18 protein-coding genes are annotated in these 18616 nt (G+C 37.9%); 11 read left to right on the top strand and 7 right to left on the bottom strand.

Going from position 1 to position 18616, the window contains the following annotated elements; all coding sequences use genetic code 11:
• Positions 1-224: 224 nt before the first annotated feature.
• The 4 genes from pgi to ltaE form a co-directional block, all read right to left on the bottom strand.
• Positions 225-1853: a glucose-6-phosphate isomerase gene (pgi, locus tag FW778_RS21855; RefSeq protein ID WP_150417027.1), complete on the bottom strand. Its 1629-nt coding sequence runs from the start codon at positions 1851-1853 to the stop codon at positions 225-227.
• A gap of 139 nt (positions 1854-1992) precedes the next feature.
• Positions 1993-2421: a hypothetical protein gene (locus FW778_RS21850; protein WP_150417026.1), complete on the bottom strand. Its 429-nt coding sequence runs from the start codon at positions 2419-2421 to the stop codon at positions 1993-1995.
• A 91-nt stretch (positions 2422-2512) separates the two neighbouring features.
• Positions 2513-3334 (bottom strand): sterol desaturase family protein, encoded by an 822-nt coding sequence (locus tag FW778_RS21845; protein WP_150417025.1) that lies wholly within the window; start codon positions 3332-3334, stop codon positions 2513-2515.
• A 326-nt stretch (positions 3335-3660) separates the two neighbouring features.
• Positions 3661-4674 (bottom strand): low-specificity L-threonine aldolase, encoded by a 1014-nt coding sequence (gene ltaE / locus FW778_RS21840; protein WP_150417024.1) that lies wholly within the window; start codon positions 4672-4674, stop codon positions 3661-3663.
• 258 nt (positions 4675-4932) lie between these two features.
• Between ltaE and FW778_RS21835 the strand changes: the two genes are divergently transcribed.
• The 8 genes from FW778_RS21835 to FW778_RS21800 all read left to right on the top strand — a co-directional run bounded on the left by FW778_RS21835 (position 4933) and on the right by FW778_RS21800 (position 13303).
• Positions 4933-5790, top strand: coding sequence for a sigma-70 family RNA polymerase sigma factor (locus FW778_RS21835; RefSeq protein ID WP_150417023.1), 858 nt, complete (start codon positions 4933-4935; stop codon positions 5788-5790).
• A gap of 178 nt (positions 5791-5968) precedes the next feature.
• A complete protein-coding gene (locus FW778_RS21830; RefSeq protein ID WP_150417022.1) occupies positions 5969-6847 on the top strand; it encodes a DUF4249 domain-containing protein in 879 nt (292 codons plus the stop codon).
• A gap of 77 nt (positions 6848-6924) precedes the next feature.
• Positions 6925-7923 (top strand): thioredoxin-disulfide reductase, encoded by a 999-nt coding sequence (gene trxB, locus FW778_RS21825; RefSeq protein WP_150417021.1) that lies wholly within the window; start codon positions 6925-6927, stop codon positions 7921-7923.
• Positions 7924-7955: 32 nt separating this feature from the next.
• A complete protein-coding gene (locus FW778_RS21820; protein ID WP_150417020.1) occupies positions 7956-8309 on the top strand; it encodes a dihydroneopterin aldolase in 354 nt (117 codons plus the stop codon).
• Positions 8310-8336: 27 nt separating this feature from the next.
• On the top strand, positions 8337-9089 hold the full coding sequence (locus tag FW778_RS21815; protein WP_150417019.1) for a tetratricopeptide repeat protein: 753 nt from the start codon (positions 8337-8339) through the stop codon (positions 9087-9089).
• A 166-nt stretch (positions 9090-9255) separates the two neighbouring features.
• Positions 9256-11226, top strand: a complete 1971-nt coding sequence (locus tag FW778_RS21810; protein WP_150417018.1) for a M1 family metallopeptidase — start codon at positions 9256-9258, stop codon at positions 11224-11226.
• A 44-nt stretch (positions 11227-11270) separates the two neighbouring features.
• A complete protein-coding gene (locus FW778_RS21805) occupies positions 11271-12281 on the top strand; it encodes a DHH family phosphoesterase (protein WP_150417017.1) in 1011 nt (336 codons plus the stop codon).
• A 20-nt stretch (positions 12282-12301) separates the two neighbouring features.
• A complete protein-coding gene (locus FW778_RS21800; RefSeq protein WP_150417016.1) occupies positions 12302-13303 on the top strand; it encodes an FKBP-type peptidyl-prolyl cis-trans isomerase in 1002 nt (333 codons plus the stop codon).
• Between the two features lie 59 nt (positions 13304-13362).
• Here FW778_RS21800 and folP read toward each other — a convergent pair whose 3' ends face one another.
• On the bottom strand, positions 13363-14193 hold the full coding sequence (gene folP / locus FW778_RS21795) for a dihydropteroate synthase (RefSeq protein ID WP_150417015.1): 831 nt from the start codon (positions 14191-14193) through the stop codon (positions 13363-13365).
• A 31-nt stretch (positions 14194-14224) separates the two neighbouring features.
• On the opposite strand from folP, the gene FW778_RS21790 reads away from it, so the two are divergent.
• The 3 genes from FW778_RS21790 to FW778_RS21780 all read left to right on the top strand — a co-directional run bounded on the left by FW778_RS21790 (position 14225) and on the right by FW778_RS21780 (position 17103).
• Entirely contained in the window at positions 14225-14770 is a 546-nt protein-coding gene (locus FW778_RS21790) for a DUF1599 domain-containing protein (protein ID WP_235906537.1), read from the top strand.
• A 77-nt stretch (positions 14771-14847) separates the two neighbouring features.
• On the top strand, positions 14848-15969 hold the full coding sequence (locus FW778_RS21785) for a BT_3928 family protein (RefSeq protein ID WP_150417014.1): 1122 nt from the start codon (positions 14848-14850) through the stop codon (positions 15967-15969).
• A gap of 72 nt (positions 15970-16041) precedes the next feature.
• Positions 16042-17103, top strand: a complete 1062-nt coding sequence (locus tag FW778_RS21780) for an ABC transporter permease (RefSeq protein WP_150417013.1) — start codon at positions 16042-16044, stop codon at positions 17101-17103.
• A 72-nt stretch (positions 17104-17175) separates the two neighbouring features.
• On the opposite strand, the gene FW778_RS21775 is transcribed toward FW778_RS21780, so the two are convergent.
• A complete protein-coding gene (locus FW778_RS21775) occupies positions 17176-17457 on the bottom strand; it encodes a DUF721 domain-containing protein (protein ID WP_150417012.1) in 282 nt (93 codons plus the stop codon).
• A 16-nt stretch (positions 17458-17473) separates the two neighbouring features.
• Positions 17474-18562 carry a DNA replication/repair protein RecF gene (recF, locus tag FW778_RS21770; protein ID WP_150417011.1) on the bottom strand — a complete coding sequence of 363 codons (1089 nt, stop codon included), beginning with the start codon at positions 18560-18562 and terminating at the stop codon, positions 17474-17476.
• Between the last annotated feature and the right edge of the window lie 54 nt (positions 18563-18616).

Here is an 18616-nt window from a genome sequence, read left to right as displayed (position 1 = left end):
AGAAGGCCCGGAGAATTTCTCTGGGTTTTTTTATTTTCAATACAATAGAAAATTATCTGTAACGTTATTCAATTATTGCTTGCGTTATGAACAAGCATTGAAAAAATAACCTCCATTAAACCGGAGGTTTTTTTTTTATCTCATGAAAAAGGATTTTTAAAATTCAGAACCGAAATAAAATTTCGATTTAATGAAACTTATACCAAAGTTTGATATAAGAAATGTTATTCTCTTAACTTCTTATAAGTATTAATCAATCCGTTTGTTGAAGCGTCATGCGATGTTACAACACTGTTATCCTGCAATTCAGGCAATATTTGTTTCGCCAGTTGTTTTCCTAATTCCACACCCCATTGATCGAAGCTGTAAATATTCCATATAATTCCCTGCACAAAAATCTTATGCTCGTACAGGGCAATTAATTCGCCTAAAGTGGTGGGAGTTATTTCCGTTACCAGGAAAGAATTGGTCGGCTTGTTTCCTTCAAACTCTCTGAAAGGAATAATAGACTCAGGCACTTTCTCTGCTTGAAGTTCCTCCCTGATTTTTCCATTCATTAATGCTTCCGTTTGTGCAAAAAAGTTAGAGAGTAATATACGATGATGATCGCCCAATGGATTATGTGTGAGAACCGGTGCAATAAAATCGCACGGAATCAATAACGTGCCCTGGTGAATCAATTGGTAAAAAGCATGCTGTCCATTAGTTCCAGGTTCGCCCCAGATAACGGGGCCGGTAGCATAAGTTACTTTGTTACCATTACGGTCTACATGCTTCCCATTGCTTTCCATATTTCCCTGTTGAAAATAAGCTGGAAAACGATGCATATATTGATCGTAAGGAAGTATTGCCTCGGATTGTGCGCCAAAGAAATTGATATACCACAGGCTTATTAATGCCATGAGTACAGGAACATTCTTTTCGAAGGCAGTTTCGTTAAAATGCTGGTCCACAGAATATGCGCCTTTCAATAAATTTTCAAAATTATCGTACCCGATAGTTAATGCAATAGAAAGCCCGATAGCACTCCACAGGCTATACCTGCCGCCAACCCAATCCCAGAATTCAAACATATTTTCGGTATCTATTCCAAACGCCCGCACATCTTTTTCATTAGTACTAAGTGCTACGAAATGCTTGGCAACGGCTTTTTCATCCGATGCAGCTTTCATAAACCAGTCCCTCGCAGAGTGGGCATTAGTCATGGTTTCCTGGGTTGTGAAAGTTTTTGATGCAATTAAAAACATAGTTTCATCAGGAGTGATTTTTTTCAGAACCTCGGCAAGGTCGGTTCCATCAATATTACTTACAAAATAAGTTTGAATGCCTTCCACCCAATACGGTTTCAATGCTTCCGTAACCATTACAGGCCCGAGGTCGCTGCCGCCAATTCCAATGTTTACAAAATATTTTATTGTTTTACCGCTATAGCCTTTCCATTCACCCGAATGAACCCTTGAACAAAAACTTTTCATTTGTTCAAGCACTCTTTTCACTTCAGGCATTACATCTTTTCCATCGGAGAGAACAGGTTTGCCGGAAAAATTCCTCAGCGCCGTATGTAAGACTGAACGGCCCTCCGTTTCATTAATTTTTTCGCCGGAAAACATCGCATCTATGGCTTGCCTCAATCCGCATTCGTCGGCTAGTTGCAAAAGAAGCCTGGTGGTGGTATCATTAATTCTATTCTTGGAAAAATCACAAACGATTTCAGGTACGGCAAAAGAATATTTTTCAAACCTTTCAGGATCTTCCATAAAAAGATCTTTAACAGGAACATTTTTCATCTCTTCAAAATGTTGTTGCAATAGTTTCCACGATTCAGTGTTTGCTGGATTTATTTTTGGGAGCATGCTAGAATTTTATGTTTAAAAAAAATCATGATTGCTAAGTTACTGTATGCAGTTAAAATATGATCGGAAGAAAATGATAATAAATCATATGTAGGTTTTCCCTAACGGATAGAAATCCATATTGTATTACTTTACTGCTTTAAAGCTTCCGATAAAATATCCCGGGTTTTCCCCATATCGCCCTTTCCGAATATTTGGAAGATTCGGTTTGAAAATAAATACCACCTAAGCCTAAAGCACCGGTTCCCACAGCAAATTCAATAGGTCCGGTTACGTTTGTTTTAGTAAAGACAGAGGTAATAAATACGCCTAACGAAGCAAGATTAAAAATCCGGCTCTCAGACAAAACTCTTTTCGATTTATGGTACAGTTTCCGGGTGCCTGGTGTGGTAAATTCCTTGTCCTGGTCCTGGAAAGAAAGATGTTCATTTCCATTCATGTATTTATTTCCAAAACGGTAAATGGCTTCATTATTATAAATACGCAGGATAGAATTTTTTGACTGGCTGCATGCATTTAGTTGGAACAATAAAAAAAGTACAGGAAGAAGTGCAAATGACTTTCTCATATAAATGATATCAATCCGGAGTTATTTAAAGGGTTGAAAATTACGTGTACGCCTGGTGGTTATTTTTATATCATAAAAACTTTGTTTTCGTTTAATCTTTTTTTTGCCGAAAGTATTTTTCAAAAGGCATTTTCATTAAAGAAAAATAAGTAGTACTATTATTTTTATCTAACATGTCCACACCAAAAACAATTTCTTCATATGGCAGCCTGCATAAAGTGCCAAACATTCTGTCCCAGATACTGAGAACATCCCCGTAATTGCAGTCAGTATAAGGCTTTTGATAATGATGGTGCACCTGGTGAAGATTGGGCGTTATAAATACTGTGCTCACAATATCATCTAATTTATCAGGCAACCTGCAATTCATATGCACTAATAAATTGGATGTTATCTGGATGAGCTGGCGTAAAAAAACCATCCAGAATAAAGCGCCGCTCAAGAAAATCCATAAGAGTGTAAAACAGTTGCGGATAATATTTTCTCCCGGATGCTCCCGCAAAGTAGTTGAAACATCTACCACATAATCACTATGATGAACCGCATGGAACATCCAGAGCGTATTTACTTTGTGCATGATTACATGATAGATATATTCTCCAAAATCGAGTAAAACAAAGGATACCAGAAATAAAATAAATGCATTTTTTACGTGGAGCAAGTGGTACAACAACCCAACGTGATGCTGTCCTGTCCATTGCATCGTTTTCACAAATAGCAATCCCATCATAAACTGTGGCGCTATACCTGTAATGATAAACTGGACATTTAGAAAAGCATGATTCCATTTTTTATAACCACCTGCAAGGCCCGCAATGTTTTCAATATTCCAGCAAATAAATAAAACAGACGCAAAAATAAGCGCTTCAGTTTCGTCAGAACTGTAAGTGAGAAAATGAAAAATGTGGCGCATAATGAGGAAAGGAAGGATTTGAATTTTTAGAATTATATTTTTATAATCAACCAATAAAATGACAAAAAATCTTTAATAATGGACATAATTACTAATAAAAAGTTTTCGCCGGGATGCTTATAAGCTGATAGATGTAGCCACAGCAAAGGATAGTTGGGTTAAATAAAAAATAATATACTTGGGTGACAATCTTTAGTAAATTGGCGAGTGGGGGGTAGTTCACAAGCAGCATAATTCGTCCTTCAATAATATCTTGTCCAAACGCAAAATAAATATTTGGCTTATGAATAGTATATAAAGAACAGCCAATTCCAGGAAAGGAGTATCTATAAAATCCCGATTACTTTAATAGTTTCCTCCACCATTCTTTCAGTTACATCCAGGTGAAGTACCATTCTCACCTGGGTTTCAGAAATAGCCATTACAAGTATGTCATGTTTTCTGAGGACTTCTGCAAGACCTTTGGCGGTATAGTTTCCAATTACTTCGAAAATAATGATATTAGTTTCAACAGGCATCATTTTGCCGGTGAAAGGTTTTTTTAATAATGCCTCTGCAATTTTTTTTGCATGTTGGTGATCGATAACCAGCCGTTCAATATTGTTTTGCAATGCAAAAATTCCGGCAGCCGCAAGGTAGCCAGCCTGCCGCATTCCGCCCCCAAAAACTTTTCTCACACGTCTTGCTTTACGAATAAAATCCTTTTTGCCCAGCAATACACTTCCTACCGGCGCGCCAAGGCCTTTGCTCAGACAAACGGAAATACTATCAAATGTGGTCCCGTAATCTTTTGGGTTTTCTTTCATTTCCACAATAGCATTAAAAACCCTGGCGCCATCGAGGTGCAACGCGAGATTATTATCCACGCAAACTCCCCTGATATTCTTTATATCATCAAATTGATAGCAGCTTCCACCACCCCGGTTAGCCGTATTTTCAAGGCTTACTAGTCGGGTGACGGGCTTATGCAGGTCATCCGGATTAATAGCACTTCTCACTTGTTCAGCATTAATTCTTCCCCGGTCGCCCTCAATCGGTTTAACCTGGCAGCCAGAATTGAATGCAATGCCACCGCCCTCGTAGATATAAACATGACTTAATTTATCGCAAACTACTTCGTCGCCGGGCTGGGTATGACATTTGATGGCAATTTGATTGGTCATAGTGCCGCTTGGACAAAATAATGCAGCCTCCATACCAAAAGTTTCTGCTGCCAGGGTTTCCAGCTTGTTTACTGTAGGGTCTTCGCCAAAAACATCATCACCTACATCTGCCCTGAACATTGTCTCCAGCATTGCTTGCGAAGGTTTCGTAAATGTATCCGATCGATAATCTGTCATTCCGCTAAATTATTGAAGATTTAATTACTGTTCAGGACGAACTTTAGATTAAATGAACTTTATTGTAATGAAACTGTTATAATCTTAAATGATTTTATCCAATTAGATATTTATTTTAACATTCATTATGAAATGCAAAATCCGCGTTGTAAATTTGCAGATGTTTCATGAAGATTCGGTGATTAACACATCTTTTGCAGCATTCCCCCAACTATTTTTGTCTTATAAGCGTCTTTTAATTATTAACTATATACAAACATGAGGCAACTTAAAATTGCTACCCAGATTACCAATCGCGATTCACAAGCGGTTGAGAAGTATCTGCAGGAAATTTCAAAGATTGGAATGATCACTCCGGAAGAGGAAACTATTTTAGCACAGAAAATTAAAATGGGCGACCAGAGAGCTTTAGAGCGTCTCACAACAGCCAACCTACGTTTCGTAGTTTCAGTTGCAAAACAGTACCAGCACCAGGGGTTATCATTAAGTGATCTTATTAACGAGGGCAACCTCGGATTGATTAAAGCGGCACAGCGCTTTGATGAAACCAAAGGTTTCAAGTTTATTTCATACGCCGTATGGTGGATTCGCCAGTCCATTTTGCAGGCGTTGGCAGAGCAGGGCAGATTAGTCCGCTTGCCTCAAAACAAAATTGGCACGTACAACAAAGCTAATAAAGCTTACATGGCTTTTGAACAGGAACATGAAAGAGAGCCTTCTACGGAAGAACTTTCAGAAATTCTTGAAATGAGCGTAACCGAAATCAACAATATTTTCCAAAGCAATACCAGGCATACTTCATTGGACGCCCCGGTACATGAGGCAGAAGATGTTGCGATGGGCGATCTTTTAAAAGGTGGTGGAGAAACGGATGAAGATGTAATGCACGATTCATTAAAAAATGAAATTCGTCGTGTATTGAAATCATTAAGTCCGCGTGAAGCTGAAATTGTTAACGCATATTTTGGGCTGGATGGTGAAAATGGTGTAACCATTGAACAGATCGGCCAGAAATATGATTTAACTAAGGAGCGCATCCGCCAGATAAAGGAAAGAGCCATTAAGCGCTTGCAAAAAGCAAGATACAGCAGCGCGCTTAAAGCTTATTTAGGATAAAATAAATTTGATTTTTTTAGAAGCCGCCCGTTATGGACGGCTTTTTTTTGGCCTTACCAACCAATTTGCCAAAAACATAATCCTTTTAGTTCATGTTATTCGTGAAGATATCTGCAACACGTTAGCACGTGCAAGTGATAAATTCTGGAGACATTTCCCTTTTCAATAATTTTGCACCATGAAAATCTTTTCCGTACTGATTTGCGCTATCATGTTGTGTTCCTGCGTAAAGAATATTAATTTCAAATTAAAGGTAGTTCCTGATATTCTGGTGGTAGATGCCAGTATTGAAAACAATCAACCACCCGTTGTTGTACTCTCAAAAAGTTTTGACTACTTCAGTAAAATAACTCCGGAGATATTAGACACTTCATTTGTGCATAACGCAGTCGTGTTTATCTCTAATGGAACTCAAACCCAACAATTAAAGGAATATTCCATCAGTGCCTCAGGCGGCTTTTTTCTTTATTATTATTCTATTGATTCAGCCAACATCAATTCAGCTTTTTTAGGACAAGTAAATACAACGTATAATTTAAAAGTGGAAGTCGCAGGTAAAGAATATACTTCATTTACCACTATTCCTCCTTTGGCAAAAAAAATTGACTCGCTTTGGTGGAAGCCTACACCTTTTGCGGATGATTCTACTGAGGCAGATTTATTTGTACGGGCAAAAGATCCGCCGGGACTTGGCAATTATATCCGTTATTACACTAAAATCAATAATGACCTTTATTTTCCCGGGCAACAATCTGTTTTTGACGATCAACTGATTGATGGCACTACCTATGATTTGAAAGTTCAGCCAGGAATTGATAGGAATAATCCAATTGCTTTTGACAAGAATTTTTTTCATCACGGTGACACGGTAACTTTAAAATTGAGTAATATTGATCGGACTACTTACCAATTTTGGCTTACAATGGAATTTGCTTACCAAAGCATTGGTAATCCGTTTGCATCACCCAATAAAGTACTGGGAAATATTTCCGGCGGTGCACTAGGCGCTTTTTGCGGATATGCTTCTGATTTTAAAACCATTATTATTCCCAGGTAGATTTAGGATTTTTATGCAACAGGCTCCGGGTTTTCATTCTCAAAAAAGTTTACATTTGAAAAATTATATTTAAATAAATGGATACAAACAACGAACATGTACACTGTTTAATAATTGGCTCAGGACCGGCTGGTTATACAGCTGCCATTTACGCCGCCAGGGCCAACCTGAAACCAGTATTATACCAGGGAATACAACCAGGCGGGCAACTTACCATCACTACCGAAGTGGAAAATTATCCCGGTTATCCTGACGGGGTGCAAGGGCCTGAGATGATGGTGGAATTTGAGCAGCAGGCAAAGAGAATGGGGACCGATATCCGTTACGGCCTTGCAACCGAAGTCGATTTCTCGGTTCGCCCTTTTAAAGTGCAGGTAGATGAGGAAAAATGGCTTGAGGCCGATGCCGTTATTATGGCCACCGGAGCCAGCGCTCAATGGCTTGGCCTTGAAAGCGAACAAAGATTAAATGGTTTTGGAGTTAGCGCATGCGCAGTATGCGATGGCTTTTTCTTTAAAGGAAAAGAAGTATGCATAATAGGGGGCGGCGATACAGCGGCAGAAGAAGCTTTATACCTAAGTAAAATATGCAGTAAGGTTCACATGTTTGTAAGGCGTGACGAATTAAGAGCCAGTAAGATCATGCAGGAAAGAGTACTGAATGCTTCCAATATAAAAATGTATTGGAATACTGAAGTTGATGAAATATTAGGAGATGATAAAGTGGAAGCGGTAAGAGTTAAAAATAATAAAACAGGGGAGAAGCAGGAGATCGCCGTAAGTGCCTATTTTGTAGCAATCGGTCACAGGCCCAATTCAGATCTTCTAAAAGGCTGGGTGGATATGGACGAAAGCGGTTACGTAAAAACAATTCCCGGTTCAACCAAAACCAATATCGAAGGTGTGTTTGTTGCCGGCGATCTGCAGGATAAAATTTACCGCCAGGCAGTTACAGCCGCTGGAAGCGGATGTATGGCTGCTCTTGACGCGGAAAGGTATTTGAGCATGCTTGAACATTTGAAACATTCCAATAATTCCTTGCAGGAAAATAACCAGCAAATAAAAACCGGATCGTAATTAATTACACGCTAAATCTCCTTTACAATAAAATGGTTACCGTACACCTGCACGATCTTCGTTTCAACGCTTTTCATGGAGTGCATGAGGAAGAACGATTACTGGGCAATGAATATATAATAGATGCATCTGTCGAATTTCATGAAGACCTTCAGGTAATTAATTCAATAAACGATACGATAAATTACGCAGATATCTACAACATCATCAGGGAGAGAATGAATGTACCCACGCCTTTGCTGGAGAATGTTGTTATGGAAATCGGCAATGAAATTCATAACGAGTTCCCCCAGGTGCGGTCAATTAATATTTCTATAAAAAAATTGCATCCACCGATAGAGGGAATACGCGGTTCAGCAGGTGTTAACTGGCAAAAACAGTTTTAGAAGGTTCCGAAATATGAAAATATTCTTATGAAAATTCTTTTTTTTATTTGCCTGGTTGCATACTCCGGATTTTTGCACGCCCAGGATATTTCAGCTATTCTTAAAAACGCGGAACAGTATGAGACATCTATGAATGATGCACAGGCATTTAATGCCTACCAGGAAGCATTAAAAATTCTCCCATCCAATTTGGAAGCTTTGTGCAAATGCAGCGAGCTGTGCACAAGAATTGGCGCAAGGCTAAAGGAGGATAAAGTGCAGCAGGATGATTATTACCGGAAAGCTAAAACCTATGCCCAAACGGCATTACAAGTGAACCGGTTTTCATCAGATGCCAATTTTGTAATGGCTTTGGCGATGGGAAGGGAGGCAATGAAAAAAGACGGGAAGGAAAAAATAGATGCAGTAAGAGATGTAAAAAAATATGCTGATCTTTCGCTAAAGTATAACCCACACAATTATAAGGCTTGGTACGTTTTGGGCAAATGGTATTATGAAATAAACGGCTTAAATTATTTTGAGCGCACGGCGGTAAAACTTTTCTTTGGAGCCCTGCCTCCTGCAAGCATTGATGATGCTATAAATTGTCTTGAAAAAGTAAAATCATTAAACCCTTCTTTTATTTTAAATTATCTTTCTCTTGCGAAGGCATATAAAAGAAAGGATGAAGAAAATATTGCCAGGCAAAACCTTACGGTGATGTTTACTCTGCCTGACAAAACAGAAGATGACGAAAATATAAAGAAGGAAGGAAAGGCACTTCTTAAAAAATGGGATTAAACAATTCACTGCAGATTATTGAAAAGAAACCACAACTTAATTGCTTTAATTATCTTAACCTATATTCATAGTATTACCGGCGATCTGAAAATAATTCCATTTAATATAGTATTGTATTCTTTTATACACAAAGGAAATAATTTCACACAAAAAATAGACTAAGAAAATGAATGCAAAAAAACTAATAGCTTTTTTATTGATTTTATCCTGCGTTGCAGCGAAAGCACAAACTACCAATTCAACGTATGATCAACATGATTTGTTTACGCCCAATTTTTATCCTTCCGCTGTGAATGAGTACCGGGCTGCTGACGGAGAACCTGGCCCCAAATACTGGACTAATAAAGCCAGTTATAAAATAGCAGCCAACTTTGATGATGTAAAGGATGAAATTACCGGGAGTGTAACAATAACTTATACCAACAACAGCCCGGAAGCATTGCCGTTTTTATGGCTTTACCTTGATCAAAATTTATATACTCTTGAATCAAGAGGACAGGCGAAAACTCCTGCCACCGGTAGAAGCCGTTATGGTGATGTAAATTCAAAATTTGAAGGCGGCTTTAATATTAAATCCGTAAAACTTATTTCAACCGCAAAAGGCGGAGCAACTGCAACAAATATAACCAACGTAATTTCTGAAACAAGAATGCAACTGCGTCTACCCGATCCAGTTAAAGCGAACGGAGGAACGGTAAGTTTTAAAATAGACTATTCTTTTTTTATACCAAAATATGGATCAGACAGGACAGGAATACAGGATACCAAAAACGGGAAGATATATGCCATTGCCCAATGGTATCCCCGGATGTGTGTATTTGACGATATTGAAGGATGGAACACATTGCCTTACTTAGGCGCTGGTGAATTTTATCTTGATTATGGTGATTACGATTATAAGATTACAGCGCCTGCCAAAGAAATTATTGTTGGGTCTGGTGAATTGCAGAATGCCCAGGAAGTGTTGACAGCTACGCAAATAAAAAGATTAGCAGCCGCAAGACAAAGCGATAAAACGGTGATGATCCGCACGGCAGCAGAAATTAATGATCCCTCGTCCAGGCCACGGAAAACAAATCTTACCTGGCATTTTAAATTAAAAAACGCAAGAGATGTGTCCTGGGCTGCATCAACTGCTTTTATTTGGGATGCAGCAAGAATGAATTTGCCATCAGGAAGAAAGGCCCTGGCAATGAGTGTTTACCCGATAGAATCAGCAGGAGACAGCGCGTGGGGCAGAGCAACGGAATTTACAAAAGGCAGTATAGAAAATTATTCTAAAAGGTGGTACGAATATCCTTACAATACTGCCACTAACGTGGCCAGTAACATAAGCGGTATGGAATATCCAAGTATTGTATTTTGCGGTTACAAAGCAAAAGGTCGCGGGCTTTTCGGGGTTACTGATCATGAATTTGGGCACACGTGGTTCCCGATGGTTGTTGGCAGCAATGAAAGAAAATATGGTTGGATGGATGAAGGCTTCAACACTTTTATCAATTCATTGGCTAATCTTGATTTTAATAACGGAGAATTCAAGCAAGGACAACGAGACAAAGCTTCTTTCTATAAATATATGTTTGGACCTAAGTCTGAAACCATGATGAGTGAACCTGATGCGCTCAAAGAAGCAAATATTGGATTAGCCCTTTATACAAAACCCGGTTATGCGCTTGCACTTTTACGCGATGAAATCCTCGGGCCCAAGTTATTTGATTATGCTTTTCAAACTTATATAAAAAGGTGGGCTTACAAGCATCCGACTCCATGGGATTTCTTCAGAACCATGGAAAATGCAGGCGGTGAAGATTTAGGATGGTTCTGGAAAGGAATGTTCATAGAGAATGATAAGCTGGATCAGGCAGTTGCCGGTGTGAAATATGTAAATAATGAATCAACCCAGGGAGCCCTTGTTACTATTGAAAATCTTGATAGGATGGCGATGCCAGTTTACCTTCAATACGAAACGGCAAGTGGTAAAACAGGCATGGTTAAAATACCGGTAGAAGTTTGGCAAAATGGCAATACATGGATTGAAAAGCTAAATACAACTGAAAACATTAAAAATGTCACTATTGATCCTGAGCATATTTTCCCTGATATAAATTTTGATAATAATACATGGACTGGAAATTAGCTAATTGGCTAATTGGCTAATTAAATTTACTTTTGCAGCCTTTTATGAAACCCATTAGCGAAATATTTTCTTTAATTGAAAAACCAAAGAACATCGTAATTACTTTCCATCAGAAGCCTGATGCTGATGCGATGGGTTCCGGCCTTGGTTTGTATAATTTCCTTATACAGTTTGGCCATACCGTTTCTGTAATTTCACCTACTAACTGGCCTTCGTTTTTAAACTGGATGCCGGGAAGCAAGAACGTGGTTGATTTTGAAATGCATAATGACAAAGCAAAAACCCTGTTACAAAAAGCTGAATGGCTTTTTTGCCTTGATTTTAATGTGTTGAACCGCACAAAAAGAATGGAACCTGTTATAGAATCGCTCCTGGCTACAAAAATATTAATAGACCACCATCAGCAGCCGCAAACAGAAGCCTTCGATTATGGAATAAGTGATATAAGCAAAAGTTCTACCGCCGAGATGGTTTATGATTTTATTATTGCCGCAGGTTATTCCGACAAAATTAATGCTGAAACTGCAGAATGCTTATATGCAGGCGTAATGACAGATACCGGTTCATTCAGGTTTAATTCTACTTCTGCAAATGTTCACCGGATGATTGCCGATCTTAAAGACAAAGGCCTTGAGCACAGCCAGATTCATGAAAATCTTTTTGATAATTTTTTGGAAGGACGCTTTCGCTTTTTTGGAAATATCCTGCTCAACAGGATGGATGTTTTTTATGAATATAATACGGCGCTTATTGCCATTCCGCAATCTGATCTTATTAAATATAATGTAAAAACTGGCGATACCGAAGGGTTGGTGAACTTCCCGTTGAGTATAAAAGGCATTAAACTCGCCGCGGTTATAATCGATAGGGGAGATGAACGCAAAAGCTCATTTAGGAGCAAAGGCGGTTTTGATGTAAACACTTTTGCAAGAAAATATTTTAATGGGGGAGGTCACTTTAATGCTGCGGGTGGCAAAAACATTGAACCGCTGGACGAAGTGGTGCGAAAATTTAAAGCAGCCATTAAAGAAAATAAAGAACAATTAAACAGTTAACAATTATAAAAAAAATAAACATGAACAAAACAATCGGCCTTGTGGCACTTGCAATTTTACTATTTGCTGTGGGGTGTAAAGATCAAAACTTTAAAAAAACAAAAAGAACGGGGATAGAATATAAAACAAGTGGGGGCAGCGGCGATCCGGTAAAATATGGCAACGCGATCAAGTTCCAGGTGTTTCAATATTACAATGATTCCTTGATGTCAAGCCCATTCGATACCGTTGCACAGGTAATCGAAATTGATTCTACAAAATTAGGCCCTGATTATACCGAGATTTTTACCTCTGCTAGAAAAGGCGATAGCGTTTTTACCCGCATGGCGACTGATTCGTTGGCAAAATCAGGCCCGTTACCTCCCTACGCTAAAAAAGGCGCCGGCCAGTATTTCGGGTACCATTTTAAAATACTTGATATTATCACCGATCCTTCGAAAGTGCCTGCCATTAGAGAAGCTTCTATGGAAAGCATGAGAAGAATTGATTCTCTTTCAATGATCAAACAAAAATCTATTGATGACAGCATACTCACTGCATACTTAACAAAAAATAATATTAAAGCTACTAAGACAGCTAAGGGAACTTATGTAGAAATTACTAATCCCGGCACTGGTGCTGCAATTGACAGCGGCAAAGCCATTACGGTGGATTACAGGGGAATGACGCTGGCAGGAAAAGAGTTTGATTCAAGTTATGATGCAACTGGTAAATCTGTTAAGCCATTTACCTTCGTGGTTGGACAGAGAGGGTCAATCGAAGGATTTTCTGATGGGTTGGTTTATTTTAAGAAAGGAGGTAAAGGAAAATTATTTATTCCTTCTTACCTGGCTTATGGTTCAAGAGGTTCGGGTCCGGATATACTACCCAACACTCCGCTGATGTTTGATGTATCTGTAGTGGATGTTTTAACCCAGGATCAGTATCGTACTAAAATGGAAGCTCAGCAAAAAGAAATGCAGGAGCAAATGAAAAAGATGCAGGAGATGCAAAAGAATACAGCTGATTCCAATAAAAAATAAGTCTGAAAATAAATTAGTTTTAAATAATTAGCGAACGCCGGAATCAAAGATTCCGGCGTTTATGCTTTACCGTAAGCCTCTATAAGTATCGCCGCTTCTCTTGCTTCTTTTACATCATGAACTCTTAATATGGAAGCTCCGTTTTGTAAGGCGATGGTATTTAAAACTGTACTACCGTTCAAAGCATTTTCAGCAGTTGTATGCAACGTTTTATAAATAATTGACTTCCTTGAAAGTCCTGCCATTATTGGCCTTCCTAACATCTTAAATATCGATAACTTTTTAAGCAAGAAAAAATTATGCTGGATCGTTTTACCAAAACCAAAGCCCGGATCTATTATCACATCTTTAATTCCTGCAAGACGGCATTCATTTATTTTATTAATGAAAAAGTCAACCACTTCCTGTAGTATATTTTCGTAATGAATGGTAAGATGCATTGTTTCGGGGACACCCTTCATGTGCATGCAGATATAAGGGACCTCTAACGAAGCAACGGTATTCAACATATTTTTATCCATTTCTCCGGCGCTAATATCATTCACGATAGAAGCGCCTGCCTTTACCGCGGCTTCAGCAACTAACGGATGATAAGTATCTATTGAAAGCAAAGCGTTGTTTAATTTTTTTTCTAACATTTCTATAACCGGCAGAACCCGTTGCATTTCTTCTTCAGCCGTAATACGTTCACTTTCCGGCCTTGTGCTTTGACCTCCGATGTCTATAATATCTGCACCCTCCTCTATCATCTGTTCGGCTTTCATTACGATTGCGTCACGATTTTGAAACCTGCTGCCGGAATAAAAAGAATCATTATTTATATTGAGGATTCCCATTACCAAAGGCTTTTCAATCAATATCAGTTTTCCTTTGCAGTTCAATGTAAACATTGTGTGTTTATGATTAAATTTGGCGATTATTATGATGCAAGTTACCACCGATCAGCAATACAATGGCGCTATAAAAAGTTGCAGGGATATTTTTCTACAGAAAACAAAAGATTACGGGACGTCATGGCGTGTGTACCGCACTATTTCTATTGCAGACCAGATCTACATAAAAGCGAAACGCATCAGAAATATCCAGGAAAAAGGTGTGCAAAAAATTGATGATGATATTTCCGGAGAATTCAAAGGAATTTTAAATTATGCCATCATCGGCTTGATACAACTTGATATAAATGATGATGAAATAGAAGATCTTTCGTTGGAAGAAACAACCAAACGCTACGATGAAAAAGTCGCCATGGCTAAACAATTAATGGAAGATAAAAATCACGATTATGGCGAAGCATGGAGAGATATGAGCCAGGAAAGTTTTGTTGATTTGATTCTCGCCAAAATTCTTCGCATCAAACAAATTGTACAAAACGAAGGAAAGACCTTAATCAGCGAAGGCATTGACGCCAATTATTTTGACATTGTTAATTATGCTGCGTTTGCTTTAATATTATTAGTAAGTGAATAGCATTTAACGGTAGCCATTAGTAGCAATATAAACCTCACAGGTTTTAAAGCCTTTGGGGTTAAATTAAAATAAATACAATGAAAATATTAGTGAATATCTCAAGGGTTTTAGTGGGCGTTCTGTTTATTTTTTCCGGCCTTGTAAAAGCAAATGATCCGTTGGGTCTCTCTTATAAAATGCAGGAATTTTTTGATGTATGGGCGCAAAATCCGTCTCTCACAAACTTCATGCATTGGCTCGATAATTATTCACGTTCGTTTTCAATTATTATGATTACCCTGGAGATAATTGTAGGCGTTGGAATTTTATTAGGGATATGGAAAAAATTTTTCAGCCTCTTGCTTTTGTTGTTAATTGTCTTCTTTACTTTTTTAACAGGCTATGCTGTATTGTCTGGTAAAATAGCTACCTGTGGCTGCTTTGGCGATTGCATTCCGCTAACTGCCACACAATCTTTTTTTAAAGATTTAATATTATTCGTTCTTGTACTATTTATTTTATATGGATTAAAACATATAAAGCCTGTGTTAAATTCGGGTGAGGGTATTATTCTTTTACTCATTTCAACATTCCTCGTTCTCTGGCTTCAATGGTTTGTTTTACGCCACATGCCAATTATGGATTGTCTTCCTTATAAAAAAGGAAACAATCTTATTGAACTCAGGAAAATGCCTGCCAATGCGGTTCCTGATAAAAAGGATTTTAAATTCTTTTACAAAAAAGATGGACGAGAAAAAGAATTTACCGGAAAAAATTTGCCTGATTCAACCTGGGAATTTGTTAGAAGAGAAGATTTTATTGTAGAGAAAGGGAAAAATAATGAGCCGCCTGTAAAAGATTTTTATCTGACAACACTATCTGGAAATGATTCAACAGAAGCAGTCCTTAACACCCCCGGGCCTTATTGTTTATTTTTTATAAAAGATCTCTCCGCCGGTACTGATAACTGGATCAGTAATTTTGTTTCAGTTTATAATGTTACAAAAGCAAAAAATATTCCGTTATACATTGTGGCATCACAGGCTACTGAAGCGCAGGAATTTTTTAACCAAAGAAATAATTATAACCTTCCGGTTTTAAGCCTGGATGCGACGGCTTTAAAAACGGCAGCTCGTACTAATCCCGAATTGTATTTAATGAAGGGGCCGGTTGTAGAAAATAAATGGGGATGGGCTGATCTTAAGGATGCGATTAAATGAATTATGAGTTATGAACTATGAATTGATGCATTTTAATTTTCAATTTTTCATTTTGCATTTTCAATTGTAAGTATGTTTCATCTTCTTATAAAAAAATTATTGTATGGTGTTCTTGTGCTGGCAGGTGTTGTAGTAATTGTTTTTTTTATTTTCCAGGCATTTGCCGATCCTGCAAGATTAGTTGCGGGACAAACGGGCGATAAAAAAACAATGGACAACATCAGGAAAGAACTATACCTTGATCAACCTAAATGGAAACAATTTTTATTATACGTTAATGACGTATCTCCTGTGTCCATTGATACCAAAAAAGAAATTGAAGAAAAAAAATTACACGGATTTTTCATTGGAGGCAACCAACCCGATAGCTATCAGGTAGGTGTTAAAATCCCCTACCTACGCCGCAGCTATCAAACAAAAAAAGACGTTATTGATGTATTGCTCGATGCTTTGCCCGGCACTTTAATATTGGCAGTCGCAGCCATGTTTTTCGCAACGATTGCAGGAATTTTTCTCGGCGTACTGGCCGCAGTAAAGCAAAATACATGGATGGATACTTCTTCTATTTTTGCAAGTGTTATTGGTATTTCCGCTCCATCATTTTTTATGGCAATTGTAATTGCTTATGTGTTTGGTATCGTGCTGCATTCTTATACCGGGCTGTCATTAACAGGAAGCTGGTTCAACATTGATGAAACTAACGGTGAACGCTACCTGACGTTGCAGAATTTAATTCTTCCTGCAATTACATTAGGCATTCGCCCATTAGCGATCATAACACAATTAACGAGAAGTTCCATGCTGGATGTGCTCAACCAGGATTTTATAAGAACTGCTTATGCAAAGGGTTTAAGCCGCCGGCAGGTTGTTTACCGGCATGCGCTGCGCAATGCGTTGAATCCTGTTATTACTGCAATTACCGGGTGGTTTGCCGAATTACTTGCAGGTGCTTTTTTTGTTGAATATATCTTCGGCTGGCAGGGTTTGGGCAAAGTTACGGTAGAAGCATTGGAGAATTTAGACTATCCTGTGGTAATGGGTTCTGTGCTTTTTGCCGCAACAATTTTTGTATTGGTAAATATTCTTGCAGATGTATTATATGGAATAATTGACCCGAGAATAAAAATGAAGTAGGATGGGAGATATCGGGTACGGAATGTAAGAATCTGACTTGAACATTGTACATCAGACATTGTACATCAAACATCATTTTATTACCACTTCTTTAATTACTCTTTCGCCAAGTGCTTCGTTTACCCTCTCTATAATTTTTTCTTTCTGGTATAATAATTCATTCTTTAACGGCGCTACATTAGTTGTAATGTACAACGTAGAATTTATAATCTGGATTTTATCGGTGTACCTGGCAATCGTTTTTCCCATAATCTTTTCCCAGGCTTCTTCTACCTGTAACGCCTGTACGCCGCTTTTTAATTTGCTGTTTTTCAGAAATTGCTTTAACGCTTCACCAATGGATATTTCTGCCATAGAATAAAGGTAACATTTAACCCAATAATTCTATTATTTGAACTTCGCTACGAAATTCAGATAAAGCGTTTTCCAGTCTTTCCCGGTGCGTATCGGTTATAAAGACCTGGCCCGTATTTTCTTTGCAGACATACTGCAGGAGATTTTTCATTCGTAATTCATCCAATTTTTCAAATACATCATCCAGCAACAGAAGAGGTGGCGAGCCTTTCATTGCACGCAATATTTCAAACTCTGCAAGTTTACAGGCAAACAAAAGGCTTTTTCGCTGTCCTTGTGAAGCAAGGTTTTTAAAAATATTTTTATTCAGAAAAAAGACAAGATCATCTTTATGGATGCCCATGTTCGATCGTTGTATAACAATATCTTTTTGCCGTGATGCCTTAATTAACGTTGAAAAATCACCATCTTTTAAATGACTGGTATAGTCCATAGATATGAGTTCATTATTGCCCGATATGTCATTATAAAATTGCTGTACTAATGGAATTATTTTTTTACAAAATTGCGTTCTAACGTGGTGTATATATTCTCCCGGTTTTACCAGTTGTGCATCAAGTGCATCCAAAAACTGGGCGTCAAACTTAGTTTGGAAAGATTCATTTTTTAAAAAACTATTTCTTTGCTGGATAACTTTATTGTAAGTAATCAATTGCTGTAAATATTCTGCATCAACCTGGCTTATTAATGTGTCCAAAAATTTTCTTCGTTCCTCACTTCCGCCTGTTATCATTTCAATATCGTCCGGCGCAATCATTACACACGGAAATTTTCCTACATGATGAGAAAACTTTACATAAGCAACATCATCCAAATAAAATTCTTTTTTTAAAGAGGAACGATAAACACATACAATTTTTGTTGCCATCTCATGCCCGTTTTGTAATTCACCTTCAAGACGAAATCCTTCTGCTCCAAAAAAAATATTTAGCGCATCTGTTTTTGAAAAATAACTTTTAGTAAAACACAAATAATTTATAGCATCGAGCAGGTTGGTTTTGCCCTTGCCATTGAGTCCGCAAATGCCAACAATTCTCTGTTTAAAATAGAACGTTTCTGACTCGTAATTTTTATATCCCGTTAATGCGATTTTAGTGAATGCCATATTACTACGCAAGATACAAAGTATGCCTTTGTTTCAGATTTTGAAAAAACGCTA

The sequence above is a fragment of the Ginsengibacter hankyongi genome, assembly GCF_008710285.1.
Taxonomy (GTDB): Bacteria; Bacteroidota; Bacteroidia; order Chitinophagales; family Chitinophagaceae; genus Ginsengibacter; species Ginsengibacter hankyongi.
Note: the sequence above shows the minus strand (reverse complement) of the source record. Positions and strands in the feature narration are given on the sequence as shown.